The 2,774-nt window shown below is 67.8% G+C and carries 2 protein-coding genes and 1 pseudogene; all 3 read left to right on the top strand.

Annotation, left to right across the window (positions count from 1 at the left end):
* Positions 1-661: NYN domain-containing protein (locus tag ACFU99_RS39945; protein WP_384402548.1), on the top strand; the 661-nt coding region annotated here is incomplete at its 5' end.
* A gap of 293 nt (positions 662-954) precedes the next feature.
* Positions 955-2,034, top strand: coding sequence for an NlpC/P60 family protein (locus tag ACFU99_RS39940; protein ID WP_384402545.1), 1,080 nt, complete (start codon positions 955-957; stop codon positions 2,032-2,034).
* Between the two features lie 475 nt (positions 2,035-2,509).
* Positions 2,510-2,774, top strand: a pseudogene (locus ACFU99_RS39935) (hypothetical protein); the annotation flags it as partial.

The following is a 2,774-nucleotide window of genomic DNA, read 5'->3' as shown; positions in this document are numbered from 1 at the left end:
GCTCAAGGCGCGGCTCGCCGAGGCCGAGTCGGCGCTGGAGGCGAGCCGGCGGGCGACCCGCGAGGGGCGCAGCGTCGAGGACATGCGGCTGCGGCTGCTGCTGGACACGGTGCTGGACGCCGCGCAGGGGCTGCGCCGCGAACTGGCGCTGCCGCCCGCCTCGGTGCACCCGGCGGACACGGTGGAGGCCGTGGAGCCGGGGAAGATGACGCCGAAGGACATCGCGACGCGCGCGCTCTCCGAGATGGACCCGGCGCTGCTCGACCAGTTGCTGGCGCTGCCCCAGGCGCATCTGGTGGTGGACGGCTACAACGTCACCAAGACCGGCTATCCGACGATGCCGCTGGACAAGCAGCGGCTGCGGCTGCTGGGCGGGCTGGCGGTGCTGGCGGCGCAGACGGGCGCGGAGATGACCTGTGTCTTCGACGGCGCGGAGCTGGTCGCGCCGGTGCTGCTCGCGCCGCCGCGCGGGGTGCGCGTGCTGTTCAGCAAGCCGGGCGTGACGGCGGACGAGCTGATCCGGCAGCTCGTACGGGCCGAACCGCCGGGCCGGCCGGTCGTGGTGGTCTCCACCGACCGTGAGGTGGCCGACGGCGTGGCGAAGGCCGGGGCCCGGCCGGTGGCATCGGCCCTGCTGCTCAAGCGACTCGCGCGCACCTGACCGCCTTCATCCGAACAGTCGTCCGGTCGCACGGTGCCTGAGCGTCGGTCAACCGTCACCGCCTGCGTGCTGTCGGTAAAAGATGTGCTCGGGGGGTGGATTTTGACTACGAGGATTTGAACGGATCGTAGGAAGATCACTAGGGTCGGGCATCGAACCTTCACACCATCGATCATCCATCCGGGATGACGGTGAAGGTCCCGCCGAGTCCGTGCAGTTCACGCGGAGCCGGGGTGATCAGCATCCCCCCACCAGGCCCGGTAGGCGGTTGGAGGATGAAGGAGCTCGCCTTCATGGCGTCCCACCGTCGACCCAAGCCGGCCAGCCGCACGCGCGTGACCGTCATCACCGCGACCGCCGCCGCAGCCGTCGCTCTCACGTCCCAGGCAGCGAACGCCGCACCGAAGCCGGACAAGAAGGAAGTCAAGACAAAGGTCGACGATCTCTACCACCAGGCAGAGCAGGCCACCGAGAAGTTCAACGGGGCCAAGGAGAAGCAGGACAAGCTGGAGAAGCAGGTCAGCGCGCAGCAGGACAAGGTCGCGCGGGGCCAGGAGGAGCTGAACAAGCTCCGTAACAGCCTCGGTTCGATGGCTACGGCGCAGTACCGCTCCGGCGGCATCGACCCGGCCGTTCAGCTGCTGCTCTCCTCGGACCCGGACTCCTATCTCGACAAGGCGTCCACGCTTGATCAGCTCTCCACCAAGCAGGCGGACGCGCTCAAGCAGATCCGCGACAAGCAGCGGACGCTTCAGCAGGAGCGCCAGGAGGCGACGGACAAGCTCTCCGACCTCGCGGACACCCGCAAGGCGCTGGGTGAGAAGAAGAAGGAAGTCCAGGGCAAGCTGTCGGACGCCCAGGAGCTCCTCAACTCTCTGACCGCCAAGGAGAAGGAGGAGCTCCAGAAGGAGCAGAACACGGTCTCCTCCGGCACGCAGGGCGGCGACTCCAAGTCCGGCGGCTCCAAATCGGGCGGCTCCAGCTCCGGCAGCACCGCCGATCTCGGCCACGACGTCCCCGACTCGCAGCGCGCCGCCAACGCGCTGGCCGCCGCGAAGACCAAGATCGGCTCCCCTTACGTGTCGACGGCGACAGGCCCCAACGCCTTCGACTGCTCCGGGCTGACGCAGTGGGCGTACAAGCAGGCCGGCGTCAGCATCACCCGTACGACCTTCACCCAGGCCAACGACGGCCCGCACCTGACGAAGAGTCAGCTCAAGCCGGGCGACCTGGTGCTGTTCAACAGCAACCTGAGTCACATTGGGCTGTACGCGGGCAACGGCCAGGTGCTGCACGCCCCGCACACCGGCGCCAACGTGCGCTACGAGCCGATGAGCAACATGTCCTTCCAGTTCGGCGTCCGCGTCGCCTGAAACCCTCAGCCGTAACGCCCGATCGGGCGAATCGCGGCCAGGGCCGCTGACTGAGCGTCCCGCCGGTGACCTGCGTCTCCGGCGGGACGTCGCGTTCGCCCCCATGGGAGCGAGTGCGGAGTGTGGCGGAGGCCGGGGTCCGGCCGGTGGCATCAGTTTTGCCGTTCAAGCGACGCGCGCACCTTTTGACTGGTTTCCTTCGCACGGTCGTACCCCTATTGGCGCCTGAGCGTCAGTTAATCGTCACCACGCGTGTGCTGTTGGTAAAAGATGTACACAGGGGGCAGATTTTGCCTATGAGGATTTGAACGGATCACAGGAAGGTCACTAGGGTCGGGCCTCGAACCTTCGCGCGGTCGATCATCCATCCGGGATGACGGTGAAGGTCCCGCCGAGTCCGTGCAGTTCACGCGGAGCCGGGGCATGTCCCCCAGCAGGCCCGGTAGGCGGTTGGAGGATGAAGGAGCTCGCCTTCGTGGCGTCCCACCGTCGACCCAAGCCAGCGAGCCGCACGCGCGTGACCGTACTCACCGCGACCGCCGCCGCAGCCGTAGCTCTCACGTCCCAGGCCGCTCACGCCGACCCCAAGCCGGACAAGAAGGAAGTCAAGGCGAAGGTCGACGCCCTCTACGAGCAGGCGGAGGCGGCCACCGAGAAGTTCAACGGGGCCAAGGAGAAGCAGGACAAGCTGGAGAAGCAGGTCAGCGCGCAGCAGGACAAGGTCGCGCGGGGCCAGGAGG

The sequence above is a fragment of the Streptomyces sp. NPDC057654 genome (assembly GCF_042800135.1).
In the GTDB taxonomy this organism is placed as follows: Bacteria; Actinomycetota; Actinomycetes; order Streptomycetales; family Streptomycetaceae; genus Streptomyces.
Note: the sequence above shows the minus strand (reverse complement) of the source record. Positions and strands in the feature narration are given on the sequence as shown.

Bases quoted from the DNA above. Each gene is read 5' to 3' on its own strand.
- ACFU99_RS39940 (WP_384402545.1), top strand. From the start codon at position 955: ATGGCGTCCCACCGTCGACCCAAGCCGGCCAGCCGCACGCGCGTGACC.